The organism is Janthinobacterium sp. EB271-G4-3-2 (assembly GCF_020858035.1).
Lineage (GTDB): Bacteria > Pseudomonadota > Gammaproteobacteria > Burkholderiales > Burkholderiaceae_D > Janthinobacterium > Janthinobacterium aestuarii.
In genome coordinates, this window is sequence record NZ_JACYMG010000002.1 from 205041 (window position 1) to 219196 (window position 14156).

A 14156-nucleotide genomic window follows, 5' to 3' on the forward strand; every position below is an offset into this window, starting at 1 on the left:
TACCGCGAATGCAGCATGCAAGAATGGGCAGATTGCGCTACAATGAAGGTTCTGTGGGGACGACCTGGTTTCGACGTGGGTTGCAAAGCAGCGCAGGGCATACCGAGGGCTGGTTACCTCGTAAATACACCCAGAAAAAACTTAACTGCAAACGATAACTCGTACGCACTGGCAGCTTAATCGCTGTTAGCTCTAGAACACCTCGTCCCTGGGGTGGGCCGTCAAAAGCTCTAGAGTCATTTACAGGGACTCGTCGTATGCTGGGTTACTTAGCGTCCGACTAAATAATAGGTAACTCGCTTGCCCATAACGTGCACATCCGTGCTGGCTGAGTTAAATTAAATGATAGTGCTAAGTATGTAGAACTGTCTGTAGAGTGCTTGCGGACGCGGGTTCGATTCCCGCCGTCTCCACCACTGAATTCTTTAGAATCAAGTAGTTAGCAAGAAGAAGGCTGTCATTATTTGGGTTGTTTTTGGGCTGTTTTAGCCTGGGAATGACAACAAAATGACAGCCTTTTTTTCTTTGTGCGCACCTTTACGCCATAGACCGAAGAACCGCACTTGATCATGGCTCCGCGCCGATGCACTGATGATGCAACAGCGTATTACTTCTATGAAGAAGTACATGAAAACTTGGAAGCTCGACAAGGAACTCAACAGCCATGCGGGCTTGCGGCCCGTTTCTGCTCCGTATAGGTGACATCGTAGCAGTCGTACAAGCAGCCATCTACGCAGTGTATTTTGCGTTTGTGGAGCGTGCTGTTCATGAAAACGGTGTCTATCAACAGATGTGCAACGCTGATTGAACTGATAGAGGGTACTCTACCTCCTTGTATCTCGAAGATGCTGCACAGCGAAAGTAGCGGTGTAACGCACGGTCATTAGCGAACATTCGCACCTAATGTGACAATTTGTGAGTTTTCCGTATGGAAATTTTCGTGCTGTTCCCCGTATCGGCCTGAAGCGGTCACTCGATAAGAAATAGTCGAAGGGGGCTAATCCCGGGCTCCCTGGTCATGAACGGAGGAGTAAGCATTGCACTTTTCCTGAGCAAAGGGTTGGCCATCAGTATAGGCTGTTGTATCTCCGCAATTTTTTGCCCTCGTCAAGTTCATCGAAGCTTGCCAAATGATGTGGTTGTTGAGGTGTGACAATTGGTGTACTTTCCAGATTAGCAAGATGCTATGCTCCTAGGCATCAAATTCCCTCGACCAGAAATCGTCATGTGGAATCAATCATTTCACTCGGCGTGGCGGTTGTGATCGATACGAAATCTAAGGAGAAGGTTTGAAGTTCACAATAGAAGACATTAGGCAGGCGCTAGATGCAGCCTCACCGGTCATCAGTGCTGCTGGGATCATCGCTACGGGAAAATTAGTTGGAAAATCTGGCGCGGTCGATTACACCCTTCACACGGGTTGGGACCTGCAGATCGCTCATTTGTGCGATCGTTCGTGGGGCGCGTTTAACATTACTCTCCTCCGCCACATTCGATCCCTTGAGGCCGACGGGGTCGACATCCAACCGATTCTGGAGTCTGCTCAGCTGGAAGACTACCATTGGCGCTGGCTCGACAAGAGCGTTGCCTATCGAGGTGATAGCTATAAGTGGTTCTTTCTCGTTGCGGAAGACTACCCGCAGGCAGCATGCCTTATTTATCACCCCAAAACCAGTGTCGTCGGTGCGGGAGATATTTTTTATGTTGAATACATTGCGACTGCCCCATGGAACCGTGAAAATGTGCTGGCCGAACGTATCTTCAAAGGCGTAGGACCTAAACTACTGGATCGAGTGATTAGTTACGCGAAGGATGATCTGAAGCTCCGGCAGGGATTTTCGCTGCACTCACTTCCCAAAGCCGAGCAATTCTACGAAAAACTGGGAATGAAGGCTTTTCAAGAATACGATAAAGAGGGAATGAAATTCTTTGAGTGGATTGCACCCGATTCGTTAGCAAAAGGATAACCATATGAAAATCCTAAATACACTCGAAGAGGATTTTCCTTGCCCGGCTAGCTCCGCAGTAGATCCTCGAAGATATTACGACGCATTTCTTAAAGCTGAAGCAATCTTGGCTGAGGCACCAAGGCGCTATAGAGATACCGCTGATGCTCGCCTGCCAGAATTGACCAGCTTTATTTATCGTGGTGGAGATGCTGCGGCCGCACTGTACCGAAAAAGCGATGATGCTTCGGATGTCTTGATCAATCTTTGGCTTTCCTCCGTTCGGCGAACTGCCGGGTGGTATATTGCCGCGAATTTAGTTCCGACCTTTAAAGGTTTGGAGGAGACGGTCTATGTCGGTTTACCTCGGAAATTTAAAAATCCAGAAGATCTTCGGGGAATTAGCCAATATTTAGCGCTTCACGGCATTGTCTTTCTTTGGGAAGAAGCACTGCCCTCGATGAAACTAGATGGCGCTGTATTTTCGTTGCCGTCGGGACATATTGTCATTGCACTGAGTTTGCGGTACGCCCGTCTCGATAATTTTTGGTTCACGCTAATGCATGAACTCGCCCATGTAGTCCTGCACGCAAATCAGTTGGATAAACCGATTCTAGAGGATTTGGACGTCGAATCAGATAGTCTTATAGAGAGGCAAGCCGATCGGCTTGCGTCTGATGGATTAATCCCAAGAAACGAATGGCGTAGTTGCCCTGCTCGCTATACTAACTCGGTTGCCGATATCGTAAGCTTCGCAGAAAGGTTAGGTATCCCGGCCCAATGTGTTGCGGGACGACTACAAAGAGAACAGAAGCGTTATGACCTGTTTACTGAAATCATCAACAAATATAATGTCAGAGAGATTCTTAATGGAAGTTAAACATAATTACACTCCGTTTCTGAAGTTTAAAGTAAATGAGGTGGCAGGTCTATCGGCCCTTAGCACAGAACTAAAAAATAAACTAACCCCATTCTTTGATTTTGCCCGTAAAGATGGCATGACCAGAGCAGAATTCGAAAAAAATGCTCAAGCATGTTGCAAAAAGACCGAGAAATATCTAAAGGCTTTTCCCTACATATTTTTAGACTCCTTTGATATACCAGATTCAATCGCAGTGCCTAAATCGCCAAATTGCAGAGTAATAATTGATGCTTTTTCTGAGATTGAGTATGTTCCGGTCTTGGGTTTAGATCGCGCCATAAACCATAACCGCACAATTTTTGATGCCAAAGCTGCTAATGAAATAATCTCTGATAAAGTTGCCATTCGATTCCAGGCTGAGGAATTCTCTTCATTTGATCTAATTGAAGCAGAACTACTAGATCTGGTTGCAGAAGGATCGAAAGTTTTTTCCGATTGGGTGCTCATTTTTGATTGCCGAGTTTGTATAGAGGGCAACCGAACGAAGCTCGCTACGGAGATCGCAAATTTCGTCTCCGCCGCCCATAAAGCGATGGAGATCCAGCAGTACATCATTGTCGGTTCATCAATTCCTTCATCTATAACAGATATCGCAAAGCCGAGCGATGAATCTATTGTGACCAGGACCGAGCTCGATATCTTTCACGCCACGCAATCGAAGGTAAAAGGCATTCCCTTATCTTTGGGTGACTATACCATCGTGAGTCCGCTGTATTCGGACCTCACTCTACCACCAGAGCTTCTGCTCAGTGTGACAGCACCTAAAGTATTTTATGCTTTTGAGAACTATCACTACATTGCGAGGGGCGGCCGTATTAAGACCGGGGGGTACGGTCAATATGACGTAATTTGCGAGCAAATCGTTACGAAGAAATTCTATCGACAGGCCCCATACTCTTGGGGCGACAACTTTATTCAGGAGCGGGCAAACGGAATCGGGGTAAAGAACGTTACCCCTTCAACGATTCTAAAACCGACAATTTGTGCGCATATTGAATATATGGCAAAGAATTATCCGAATTAGAGGCATTGGAGTTGCGTGCTGATAGCGCTTGTCCAACAATCTCATTGATTGCGTTGGTTGGGACGCTAGAAGCGATAAGCTCTGCAATCCTTTGCCGATTCATCTTCTCTAACGATTGGCTGCTGAAATTGGGGAAGTTAATCAATTCTGAGCGCCATAAACTTAGTAGCGCAACTGCTGGAAGGTAGGACGGATTTCGTGTGGCTCCGCGCACATGCCTAAATTTGATAAAGTCATCGCGAGTCGAATTCGCGATGACGATCCCCCAGTGCCTTGGCGCAATCATTTCAGCACGTTTCAGGTGGTTTGCCGTAGTGACTAATGTGATCAATGGAAAAGCTTGATCATAAAACTGGGACTGGCGAACAATCCGATTTATCGAATCGGTTTCACCTTTAATCTCATAGCAGTGCATTGTTTTGTAGACCGCAACCACGTCTGCGATGGCGTTTCCATTGCAGACGTGAACTTCCTCCAGCGTTGCACGCGGTGGATTTGCCCTGCGCCTTAAGTGGACAAGGAGTGCCTGTCTAATTTCTTTGTCCGTTAATTTTTGCATGATGGAAAGGGGTTTTGTGGGTATGCTAGGGAGCGCAAGCTCATACCGTTACTGAACAATCGACCTACCATTTTCCCAGATATAGCCCGACCTTGCCAGACAGCACATCAGTAATTTTAGGCAAGAGTAGCAGTTAGTGCGGCTTGTCTCCGTGAAAGAGTCAAAACTAGGGCGAGATCCACCTGCACATCGCTCGTTAAAGTTTGCGTGCTGTGTTTATGTACAGTATATCAGTGCGCGGCGATTTTTGTGTGACCGTTTTCACAACGCCACACAGGCCTGCCACGGGAGTGAGATCAACATTCCTATGGTTAGCAAGCTCCGCGAAAGAAAATGACTATAAAGTGCGTCAAAATGCGTCAAATCGCATGCCCCCTTTTCACCCCGCCGCGCCAGTCCTCATGCGCCTTCGGCCATGGCGCAAATTTGAGTCAAAAGACCCCTATATAGCGGGCAGGTGTGGAGCGGGGACAACTGCGCGCGCCGGGCCGAAATGGGACTTTTTCTTGCTTCCATGGCAATACCAATCGTCGGGACGTGAAAAAGCCGCCTCGTCGGCGGCTTGTGCGGTGGCTGGGGCGCTCCGGCGCGGCTGGACTGTCGCGGCCCGGCCATGCCGGTTAGCGTGGCAGGGCGCTCATCCTGGACGGCCGGCGCGCACCTTCGCCGCCTGCTCCTTCTCGTAGTCGTCGCGGCAATCGACGTTGCAGAACGGCAGGCCGGGCGCCAGCGGCTCGTCGCAGTAGTGGCAGCAGCCATGCGCCACCAGGGCGGTGCGCCGCCGCACAGCGGCCAGGCCGCGCGCCACCTCGGCAAAGATGATCTTGTCCGTGTTGTCGATGTGATCGCTCATGCCGCCCCCTCCCCGCCCGTGGCCAGGTCATACGGCGCGAACTTCACCACTTCCACGCCGGCCCACTCGTTGATCGCTTCGAACTGCGCCTGCAGCGGCACCAGCTCATTGCGCGCGAAGACGCGCGCGGCCGGCTCGACGGCGCCGAAACCGCCGGCATTGTTCGGCAAGATGCCCATCAGCTGCGGCGGCACGCGGTGGGCGGCCAGTTGGTCGTCGCGCGTCACGCTCTTGATGTTGAAAAACTCGTCCTTGGCGGCTACGTCCGACACGGGCAGGATCTGGATGCCGTCCTTCTTGCCGTTCGGCGCGTACATGAACAGGTTGCGGAAGTTGCCCGGCCCCTTGCTGTCGCGCATGGCCTGGCGCAGGTTGTCCACGTCCTGCGTGTTGGCGGCGGCGTCTGTCATGTAGAACACGAAACCGGCGTGTGAGCCGTTCTTGTAATACTTGCGGCGGAACAGGGTGGCCGCCTCGTTGAGCCAGGCCGATTGCAGCGCGCTCAGGTACTGCGGCACGCCATACAGCTCCTGGTTCACGTCCGGTTCCATCAGGTGAAACACGCGGCCCTTGTCGAACTGGTGCACGGCCTGGTAGCCGTTCACGAAATAATAGGTATCCAGATCGACGCCGCGCCGCATGTACTTGGCCAGCGCATGCTGATAGCTTAGCGCCTTGCCGCTGCGGCTGGGCCGGTCTTCCAGGTAGGCATTGCCGAAAGTCAGGAAGTCCAAGGCCATGCGCTTGAAGGCGTCGCGCGACAAATACTTGCTGGGGATCAGGGTGGACGCCAGCACGTTGGCCTTGAAGTGGATGGCGCTGCTGTGGTGCACGCCGGCATTGAAGGACTTGGCCAGGCCGGCCAGGTTGACGGGCGGCTCATACCAGTGGCCATTCTTCCAGCATTCGAAACAGTCGAGAATGTCGGCGTGCTCGAGCACGGGCGTCGGGTCGCCGAAGGAAAACGCCTCGATGCCGGCGGCGACCGGCGCCGTGGCCGTGGCCGCTGTGGATGGGGCGCCCTGGGCCTGCCGGCCGCGCAAGTGTCGTGCTGTGCTCAAGAATAAATCTCCATGAAAGAGTGGTGGTTGTCGGTGGTGCCTTCGAATGGCTCGTGATCGAGGGCGTGCATGCAGGCCCACGCCAGATCGGCGTGGCCGGTTTCATCGCTGCGGCCGGCGACATAGGTCACGTGCCGCCCGCTGGGGGTCAGCGTCTTGTGGATGGCCATGAACGATTGCGCGATGTCCGTCCAGCCGGCGTCAAATTCCAGCCGTGCTTTGCTGATGATGTTTTTGGCTTTCAGCACCATGCGGGTTTTGACTTCGGGCGAATAATTCAGCGCCGTGACGGCCGGGAAGAAGCCGCGCACGATCGGCAGCACGCCGATGCCCATGCCCGTGGTATCGATGCCGATGTATTCGACGTTGTAACGCTGCGTCATCTGGCGGATGGCGTCGGCGTGATCCTCGAAACTCTGGCCGCGCCACTGGTGGCGCTCCAGGATGCGGAACTTGCCGCCGGCCGTCATGGGCGGCGCCAGCAACACGCAACCGGCGCTGTCGCCGTTCAAGGCCGGGTCGTAGCCGATCCACACGGGCCGGTTGCCGAACGGGCGCAGACCCAGCAAGGGTTTGTAGTCGTCCCACTCGACCCAGGAATCGACCATGCAGCGCTGCAGCTCGGCCAGCGGGAAGACCGAGGCCGAATCGTCGATAAAGTTGCACATCAGCAGGTTGTCGAACTGGTCGGGGCTGTATTCGAAGTTGCGCAGCTCGTCGATGTCGAACAGGTTGCAGCCGCCGCGCTCGGCGTCCAGGATGGTGACGATCTGGCGCCAGATCTTGTCCTCGCCCGTAAAGCCCGACGACAAGCGGCCATGGCTCACGTCGATGTTCACCTGGTCCGCCTTGGCGCGGCGCTTGTTGAACAGCTCGCCCGTCCAGAACGGATAGGCCTGGTGCGTGGTCGAGGATGGCGTCGAAAAATACGTCTTGCGCCATTTCTTGTGAATGGCCATGCCCGAGGCCACCTTGTTCAACTCCTGGAAATTCTGCGTCCAGAAGAATTCATCGAAGTAAAAATTGCCGTGGTAGCCCTGCGCCGTGCGCGCATTGGTGCCCAGGAAATACAGGTGCGCGCCGTTCGGCAGCACGATGGGGTCGCCCGTCAGCTCGATGCCGGCCGCTTCGCGCGCGAATTGCACGATGTATTGCTTGAAGACGTGCGCCTGGCTCTTGGACGCGGACAGGAAAATCTGATTGCGACCCGTCGCCATGGCGTCGGCCAGCGCCTCGCGCGCAAAGTACCAGGTAGCGCCGATCTGGCGGGACTTGAGGATGGCGCGCGTGCGCTGGTCACCGTTGCGATACCAGACCTTTTGATAGTCGAACAGCGAATCCTGGAAGGCGTCAAGCAATTGAATACGCTGTTCGTCGCTGAAGTCGTTGCGCGTCGGCTTCTTCTTCGGCCCCGCGTTGCGGTTCGCCAGCCTGGGGTTGAGATCGACCTCGTTGCCGCCCGGCTGCTCATAGCGGCGCACCCGCGCCGCCTGCACGATAGCGCGCATCAGCAGATCGATTTCCTTGTAGTCGCTGCCGCTCTTGACCTCTTTTTCGATCAGTTTTACGAGGCGCAGCTCGGCCGCTGCCTCGACGTGCTCGATGGCCTGGGCCTGCTCCCATTCGTCGCGCGCCTTCCAGCTATTGATGGTACTGCGCTTAATCCCTAAGTGTCGGGCGATGGACGAAATACGCCAGCCCTTCCAGTACAGGGCGCGCGCGGCACGGCGCGGCTCGGATTCGGGCACGGCCAGTTCGGCGATTATTTCTTCGGGTTTTTGTTCAATTGTTAGCATGCCGCCAGCGTAGGCCGCGCGCGCGCAGAGCGGGGAAAGGCAAAAGTCGCTATGGCCCATAGCAACCCGCAGCGCATTGAATCGCAGCGCCAAGACGTTGACCATGGCGTTATCCGATCAACCGAGAACGCCTACCATGTCCAAATCGAAATTTTTCCGCGTCGCCACCGAAGGCGCCACCACGGACGGCCGCAACATCGACCGTGCCACCATAGAGCAGATCGCCGCCACCTACAACCCGAAAACCTACGCCGCGCGCATCTGGCTGGAGCACATTCGCGGCATCCTGCCCGACAGCCAGTTCAAGGCCTACGGCGACGTGATCACCGTGAAAGCCGAAGAGGTGGACACGGACAACGGCAAGAAACTGGCCCTGTTCGCGCAGATTGAACCCACGCCGGAACTGGTGGCCATCAACAAGGCGAAACAGAAGCTCTATACAAGCCTGGAAATTCAACCCGACTTTGCCGACTCGTCGCAGCCCTACCTGGTGGGCCTGGGCGTCACCGACAGCCCCGCCAGCCTGGGCACCGAAGCGCTGCAATTCTCCGCCAGCCGCAAGCAGCAAAGCACCAACCTGTTTACTTCCGCCGTCGAGGTCGAGCTGGAATTCGAAGAGCAGGGCATCAGGCTGGCCGACGCCGTGAAAAACCTGCTGTCGCGCTTTTCCCATAAATCCGGCGCCGACGCGGCGCAGTTCGCCGACATCAGCGAAGCCGTGGAAGCGCTGGCCGGCCACGTCGTCACCGCCAACGACAACTACGCGGACGCCGTGACGCGCCTGGAAAAAGCCGAAACGGCATTGCAGGCCACGCAGGACGAGCTGGCCGCCTTCAAGGCGCAGATGGACGAGGCGCCCGGCAACGGCCCGCGCCGCCCGGCCGCCACCGGCAACGACGGCGCCGTGCAGACCGAGTTTTAAGCGCCCCTGCCCTTTCCTACCCCCATTCAACAACGGAGCACTGATTTATGAAAAAGCAAACGCGCCAGGTCTTTGGCCAATATGAAACCCGCCTGGGCCAGCTGAACGACACGGACAACGTAGCCAAGACCTTCAGCGTCACGCCCAGCGTGCAGCAGAAGCTGGAAAACAAGATGCAGGAATCGAGCGAATTCCTGTCGAAGGTGAACATCATCGGCGTGGGCGAGCAGGAAGGCGAAAAGCTGGGCCTGGGCGTGTCCGGCCCGATTGCCAGCCGCACCAACACCAAGGACAAGGAACGCGAAACGCGCGACCTGTCCACCATGGACAGCACCAAGTACCGCTGCGAACAAACCAACTTCGACACGCATCTGAGCTATGCCAAACTGGACGCCTGGGCCAAGTTCCCCGATTTTCAATCGCGCGTGGCCAATGCCATCCTGACGCGCCAGGCGTTAGATCGCATCGTCATCGGTTTCAATGGCGTGAAGGTCATGGCCACCACCGACCTGGCCGCCAACCCGCTGCTGCAAGACGTGAACAAGGGTTGGCTGCAGCACCTGCGCGAGCAGGCGCCCGAGCGCGTGCTGGGCCTGGTGGCCGCCGGCATGCCGGGCAAGGTCATCATCGGCGACGTGGACGGCGCCGACTATGCCAACCTGGACGCGGCCGTTACCGATGCGGTCAACCTGCTGGACCCGTGGTATCAGGAAGACACCAACCTGGTGGCCATCGTCGGGCGCAAGCTGCTGAACGATAAATACTTCCCGCTGGTGAACACCAAGCAGGCGCCCACGGAAACCCTGGCGGCGGACATCATCATCAGCCAGAAACGCATCGGCGGCTTGCCGGCCGCGCGCGTGCCCTACTTCCCGGACAACGCGATCCTGATTACCCGCTTCGACAATCTGTCGATTTATTTTCAGGACGGTGCGCGCCGCCGCCGCGTGGTGGATGAACCCAAGCGCGACCGCATCGAGAATTACGAATCGTCCAACGACGCCTACGTGATCGAAGACCTGGGCCTGGCCGCGCTGGTGGAAAACATCGAGCTGAAAGACAAGTGATGGCGAACCAGTCCCCCGCCCTGCGCCACCGCGCGCGCATGCTGGCCGAGCGCACGGCCGGCGCCGCCGCGCCGCAGGGTGTCACCACCGGCACGGCCTACGAGCTGATGCTCTACAAGCTGGCCGATGACCGGCGCCGCCTGAAATCCATCCAGTCCGTCGAGCGCAAGATCGAGGTCAAGGCCACCTTGCTGCCGGATTACGCGCAATGGATCGACGGCGTGCTGGCCGGCGGCAAGGGCGCCCAGGATGATGTGTTTGCCACGCTGCTGGTGTGGCACATCGACACGGGCGAGTACGACCGCGCGCTGGTCATGGCCGCCTATGCGCTGGAACACAAGTTCACCCTGCCAGATGGCTACAGCCGCGACATCGCCACCCTGATGCTGGACGAATTTGCCGAAGGCTTCCTGCACGGCAAGCTGGCCGCCGATCCCCAGCACGCGGCCCAGGTGCTGGGCCAGGTGGAACAGCTGACGGCCGCCAGCGATGCCCCCGACCAGGCGCGCGCCAAGCTGCACAAGGCCATCGGCCTGGCCATGATCGCCATGCTCGATCAGGCCGACGATACCGACATCGCCCCGGCGCTGGTGGCGCAGGCGGAAACGGCCATGAACCACCTGAAGCGCGCGCGCTCCCTGTCGGAGTCGTGCGGCGTCAAGAAAGATATGGAACGGCTGGAGCGGCGCATCAAGCGCGCGGCCGGTTCCACGTAAAGAGCATCCCCCGCAGCACGGCGGCACGGGGGGATTCTGGCTAACGCATAGTCAACGATGCTGACCTGATGAACCCCGTCCACCGCCCCATTTTGAAAGCGCCCCGTATGTCCTTCATGGCCCTGGCCCCATCCATCCCGCCCGGCACCTCCCCGGCGCCGCCGGCGCCCGCCCCCGGCATCATCGAGAACGACGGCTGGTTTCCCGACATCCTGCTCACCGACATGCGCGACGCCATGCGCCTGGATGGCACCGTCACCGACGCGCGCCTGGTGCAAGCCGTGGTCGATGCCATCCTGCAGGTCAACCGCGAATTGGCCGACTGGCAGGGCAAGCAGGCTGCTGCCGGTATCGCCGCCCTGGTGGACGTGCCGGCCGCGCGCATCAACCGCGAATCGCGCTTGCTGGCGCAGTACCGGCGCGCCGTCTACAGCACGGCGAAAGCCGACCTGATCGAGCGTTACCGCGATTACGACAGCACGGCCACGTCCGTCAGCGACAAGAAAACCATGGAATGGCTCGACGAAGCACCCGGCGCGCAGCGGCGCAATGCGCAATGGGCCATCGCCGATATGGTCGGGCGCACGCACCTGACCGTGGAACTGATCTGATGCAGGTGCGCACACAGCAGCACGACACGGTAGACGCCCTGGTGTGGCGCTACCTGGGCGACGGCGCGGGATACGTCGAGCACACCCTGGAAATCAATCCCGCGCTGGCGCGCCACGGCGCCGTGCTGCCGGCCGGCCTGATCGTCATCCTGCCCGAGCCGGCGCCCAGCACGGGACAGGTGGCAGACATCGTGCAGCTTTGGGACTGATCCTGGCGTTCACCCTTTATCCATCATGAAAAATCTATCTAACTTCACCCCGGAGTATCAAGCAATGTCCGCAGAATCGTTTGGTGGTTTCGCCACCCTGGTCAAACTGTACGGCTTCAAGGCGGCGCTGGGCATGGTCGGCGCCGCCATGCTGTACATCGTGCTGCCGCCGCTGAATGCCGACGGCACCTTCAACAAGGGCGAGTTCGTCGCCCGCCTGGCCTGTGCCGGCGTCTTCTCGTGCCTGCTGGGCGGCACCGTGTACCAGCTGCTGTGCGCCCAGCTCCCCACCATCGGCGCCATGGTCAACGCCTCCGCCATCGATCTGATCGTCGGCGCGCCCGGCTGGTGGGTATCGCGCGCCGTGGCCCTGTGGTTCCAGCGCCGCAGCGACAAGGACATCGCCGAGCTGGTTAAAGACGCAAAGGAACACTGATGGCCGCCACCGACACACTGATCGCACGCGTCATCGACGTCATCTTGCGCGCCGAAGGCGGCTATGTGAACGACCCTCTTGATGCGGGCGGCGAAACCAACTTCGGCATCACCGTGGCCGTGGCGCGCGCCAACGGCTATGCGGGGCCGATGCGCGAGCTGCCCGTGGCGGTGGCGCGCGCCATCTACACGGCGCGCTACATCACGGAACCGAAGTTCGACCAGGTGCTGGCCATCCATGCCGGCATCGGCGCCGAACTGATCGACACGGGCGTGAACATGGGCCCGCACCGCGCGGCCGAGTTCCTGCAGCGCTGGTTGAACGGTTTTAATGACACGGGCACGCGCTACCCCGCCCTGTTCGTCGACGGCCGCCTGGGCGCGCAGTCGCTGGGTGCGCTGGCTGCCTTTTTGAAATGGCGCGGCCAGGATGGCGTCACCGTGCTGCTGCGCGCCTTGAATGGCCTGCAAGCGGCGCGCTACCTGGAAATCACGGAAGCCAACAAGAGCCAGCGCCGTTTCCTGTTCGGCTGGATCAAGGAACGGGTGGCCATGTGACGACCAGCACCTGGCGCCCGCTGGCCGCTGTTCTCCTGTGCGGCGCCATCGCGGGCTGGACGGCCCAGGGCTGGCGCAAGGATGTAGCCATCGCCGCGCTGCAGCGGGCGGCGGCAACCCAGGCGGCCACCGCCGCCACCGAGCTGGCCCAGGCCACCGCCCGCGTGCTCACCCTGGAACGCGCCGCCGGCGCCGCCCTGGCGCAGCGCGCCGACCACCTCAACCAGGAGCAAACCCATGCGAAAACTGAGCGTGACCGTTTTAATCTTGATGTGCGCAGCGGCGCTGTGCGCCTGTCAATCCCCGTCGCCAGCGGCCACTGCGCCGCAAGCGCAGATTCCGCCGCTGCCGCAGGCGATCGGCACCAAACGCGCGCCGAACTTGACCCGGCGACTGCGGCAGCTCTTGACGCCATTGCCGGCGACGGCGACGACGCCACCCGCCAGCTGAACGCCTGCATCGATGCCTACAACCAGATCCGCGACACCTACAATGTACAAACCGAATAGCCTGCGCCAGCACCTGGCCGCTGCCATCCCCGATCTGCAGCGCGATCCCGACCGCCTGCTGGTCTTCGCCGACGAGGGCAACGTGGTGGCGTCTGCCACCGCCTCGCTGTCCTTCGAATACCGCTTCAAGCTCAACCTGATCGTCACCGACTACGCGGGCGACGCCGACGCCATCATGGTGGCCCTGATCGCCTGGCTCAAAGTCCACCAGCTCGACCTGATGGCCAACGAGGAAACGCGCAAGCACGGCATCGCCTTCGAGGTGGATTTCAACAACCATAAAACAGTCGACATTTCAATCAAGCTCGACCTGACCGAGCGCGTCGCCGTCAAGGCCGGCGAAGCGGGCCGCCTCGACATCAAGCACCTGGCCGAGATACAGCACATGCCCGCCTACGCGGACGAGTTCTGGAAGCTGTATGACGGCGACACCCTGCTGGCCGAATGGCGTACGCCTGAGGCAACGCCATGAGCGACGACCTGCACGCGCTGGAAGCCTGGGCCGGCGCCCTGCTGGCCAAGCTGCAGCCAGCCCAGCGCCGCGCAATCAACCACAAGGTGGCCATCGACCTGCGCCGCAGCCAGGCGCAACGCATCAAGGCCCAGCAGGGGCCGGATGGTACGGCCTATCCGGCGCGCAAGCGGCGCAAGGAATTCAAAGGCAAGAATGGACGGATCAAGCGGCAGAAGGCGGCCATGTTCGCCAGGATTCGCACCGCCAAACACCTGAAAGTGAAAGCAACCGGCGACCAGATCGAGGTCGGGTTCTTTGGCTGGGTGGCGCGGGTGGCGCGGGTGCATCAAGATGGCCTGACGGATAAAGTCACGAAGAGGGGTACGAGTTATACATATCCTGCACGACACTTGTTAGGCATGAATATACTTGATAAAACATTAATAATAGAATCATTGTTGCTCCACATGTCAGAATTAAGAAAATAGAAATCACTTATTTTTAAAGTACATCA

Annotated in this window: 17 protein-coding genes and 1 other RNA gene; 14 read left to right on the forward strand and 4 right to left on the reverse strand. The window is 58.1% G+C overall.

Annotated features, from left to right (window positions below; all coding sequences use genetic code 11):
* Positions 1–55 precede the first annotated feature (55 nt).
* The 4 genes from ssrA (at position 56) to IGS55_RS05905 (ending at position 3892) form a co-directional block, all read left to right on the forward strand.
* Positions 56–416: a transfer-messenger RNA gene (gene ssrA / locus IGS55_RS05890) on the forward strand.
* 873 nt (positions 417–1289) lie between these two features.
* Positions 1290–1967 carry a GNAT family N-acetyltransferase gene (locus IGS55_RS05895; RefSeq protein WP_230515462.1) on the forward strand — a complete coding sequence of 226 codons (678 nt, stop codon included), beginning with the start codon at positions 1290–1292 and terminating at the stop codon, positions 1965–1967.
* Positions 1968–1971: 4 nt separating this feature from the next.
* A complete protein-coding gene (locus tag IGS55_RS05900; protein ID WP_230515463.1) occupies positions 1972–2826 on the forward strand; it encodes an ImmA/IrrE family metallo-endopeptidase in 855 nt (284 codons plus the stop codon).
* Positions 2816–3892: a beta family protein gene (locus tag IGS55_RS05905; RefSeq protein ID WP_230515464.1), complete on the forward strand. Its 1077-nt coding sequence runs from the start codon at positions 2816–2818 to the stop codon at positions 3890–3892. Before IGS55_RS05900 ends, IGS55_RS05905 begins: the two co-directional genes overlap by 11 nt.
* Here IGS55_RS05905 and IGS55_RS05910 read toward each other — a convergent pair.
* The 4 genes from IGS55_RS05910 to IGS55_RS05925 form a co-directional block, all read right to left on the reverse strand.
* Positions 3819–4451, reverse strand: coding sequence for a sce7726 family protein (locus tag IGS55_RS05910; RefSeq protein ID WP_230515465.1), 633 nt, complete (start codon positions 4449–4451; stop codon positions 3819–3821). The two genes, IGS55_RS05905 and IGS55_RS05910, sit on opposite strands and share 74 nt — an antisense overlap.
* 637 nt (positions 4452–5088) lie before the next feature.
* Complete coding sequence (locus tag IGS55_RS05915; protein ID WP_230515466.1) at positions 5089–5304, reverse strand: hypothetical protein; 216 nt, start codon at positions 5302–5304, stop codon at positions 5089–5091.
* On the reverse strand, positions 5301–6365 hold the full coding sequence (locus IGS55_RS05920) for a phage portal protein (protein ID WP_230515467.1): 1065 nt from the start codon (positions 6363–6365) through the stop codon (positions 5301–5303). Before IGS55_RS05920 ends, IGS55_RS05915 begins: the two co-directional genes overlap by 4 nt.
* Positions 6362–8161, reverse strand: a complete 1800-nt coding sequence (locus tag IGS55_RS05925; RefSeq protein ID WP_230515468.1) for a terminase ATPase subunit family protein — start codon at positions 8159–8161, stop codon at positions 6362–6364. Before IGS55_RS05925 ends, IGS55_RS05920 begins: the two co-directional genes overlap by 4 nt.
* 136 nt (positions 8162–8297) lie before the next feature.
* Between IGS55_RS05925 and IGS55_RS05930 the strand changes: the two genes are divergently transcribed.
* From IGS55_RS05930 to IGS55_RS05975, 10 genes are all read left to right on the forward strand, one after another.
* Positions 8298–9083 (forward strand): GPO family capsid scaffolding protein, encoded by a 786-nt coding sequence (locus tag IGS55_RS05930; RefSeq protein ID WP_230515469.1) that lies wholly within the window; start codon positions 8298–8300, stop codon positions 9081–9083.
* A gap of 47 nt (positions 9084–9130) precedes the next feature.
* Positions 9131–10150: a phage major capsid protein, P2 family gene (locus tag IGS55_RS05935; protein WP_230515470.1), complete on the forward strand. Its 1020-nt coding sequence runs from the start codon at positions 9131–9133 to the stop codon at positions 10148–10150.
* The gene (gene gpM / locus IGS55_RS05940) at positions 10150–10866 is read left to right on the forward strand and encodes a phage terminase small subunit (protein WP_230515471.1); all 717 of its coding nucleotides are present in this window, start codon (positions 10150–10152) and stop codon (positions 10864–10866) included. Before IGS55_RS05935 ends, gpM begins: the two co-directional genes overlap by 1 nt.
* A gap of 107 nt (positions 10867–10973) precedes the next feature.
* The gene (locus tag IGS55_RS05945) at positions 10974–11477 is read left to right on the forward strand and encodes a head completion/stabilization protein (RefSeq protein ID WP_230515472.1); all 504 of its coding nucleotides are present in this window, start codon (positions 10974–10976) and stop codon (positions 11475–11477) included.
* Positions 11477–11686: a tail protein X gene (locus IGS55_RS05950; RefSeq protein WP_230515473.1), complete on the forward strand. Its 210-nt coding sequence runs from the start codon at positions 11477–11479 to the stop codon at positions 11684–11686. Before IGS55_RS05945 ends, IGS55_RS05950 begins: the two co-directional genes overlap by 1 nt.
* A gap of 64 nt (positions 11687–11750) precedes the next feature.
* The gene (locus IGS55_RS05955) at positions 11751–12122 is read left to right on the forward strand and encodes a hypothetical protein (RefSeq protein ID WP_230515474.1); all 372 of its coding nucleotides are present in this window, start codon (positions 11751–11753) and stop codon (positions 12120–12122) included.
* The gene (locus tag IGS55_RS05960; RefSeq protein WP_230515475.1) at positions 12122–12679 is read left to right on the forward strand and encodes a glycoside hydrolase family 108 protein; all 558 of its coding nucleotides are present in this window, start codon (positions 12122–12124) and stop codon (positions 12677–12679) included. The genes IGS55_RS05955 and IGS55_RS05960 overlap by 1 nt, the downstream gene beginning before the upstream one ends.
* A complete protein-coding gene (locus IGS55_RS05965; RefSeq protein ID WP_230515476.1) occupies positions 12676–13188 on the forward strand; it encodes a lysis system i-spanin subunit Rz in 513 nt (170 codons plus the stop codon). The genes IGS55_RS05960 and IGS55_RS05965 overlap by 4 nt, the downstream gene beginning before the upstream one ends.
* Positions 13172–13660 (forward strand): phage tail protein, encoded by a 489-nt coding sequence (locus IGS55_RS05970; protein WP_230515477.1) that lies wholly within the window; start codon positions 13172–13174, stop codon positions 13658–13660. Before IGS55_RS05965 ends, IGS55_RS05970 begins: the two co-directional genes overlap by 17 nt.
* Positions 13657–14130, forward strand: coding sequence for a phage virion morphogenesis protein (locus IGS55_RS05975; protein WP_230515478.1), 474 nt, complete (start codon positions 13657–13659; stop codon positions 14128–14130). The genes IGS55_RS05970 and IGS55_RS05975 overlap by 4 nt, the downstream gene beginning before the upstream one ends.
* Positions 14131–14156 lie beyond the last annotated feature (26 nt).